Below are 662 nucleotides of genomic sequence, written 5' to 3'. Positions count from 1 at the left end.
TGAAGCTCCATAACCTGACCGATATTCATACGTGATGGCACCCCAAGTGGGTTCAACATGATATCGACTGGAGTTCCGTCTGGAAGATAAGGCATGTCTTCTACAGGAACGATACGAGAGACAACCCCTTTATTTCCGTGACGTCCGGCCATCTTATCTCCAACCTTGATCTTACGTTTTTGAGCGATGTAGACGCGAACCAGCATATTAACACCTGATTGCAATTCATCTCCATTTGCACGTGTAAAGATCTTAACATCACGAACGACACCATCAGCACCGTGTGGTACACGAAGAGAAGTATCACGCACTTCACGAGATTTATCTCCGAAGATAGCGTGCAAGAGACGTTCTTCAGCTGAAAGGTCTTTCTCACCCTTAGGTGTTACTTTACCTACAAGGATATCACCTTCTTTAACCTCAGCACCGATACGGATAATACCCATTTCGTCAAGGTCTTTAAGAGCGTCTTCCCCAACATTTGGAATTTCGCGAGTAATTTCTTCAGGCCCAAGCTTTGTATCGCGTGTTTCTGATTCGTATTCTTCAAGGTGGACAGATGTGTAGACATCATCTTTCACCAAGCGTTCGCTCATGATAACGGCATCCTCGAAGTTGTAACCTTCCCAAGTCATGTAGGCAACGATTGGGTTTTGTCCAAG

General features: G+C 45.2%; 1 pseudogene. It reads right to left on the bottom strand.

The features are described 5' to 3' along the window. Positions 1-662: pseudogene (locus M1G12_RS09880) on the bottom strand (DNA-directed RNA polymerase subunit beta); the annotation flags it as partial.

Origin of the sequence: Streptococcus mitis (assembly GCF_023110375.1) — a bacterium.
Lineage (GTDB): Bacteria > Bacillota > Bacilli > Lactobacillales > Streptococcaceae > Streptococcus > Streptococcus mitis_CI.
This window is presented reverse-complemented; position numbering and strand designations above follow the sequence as displayed.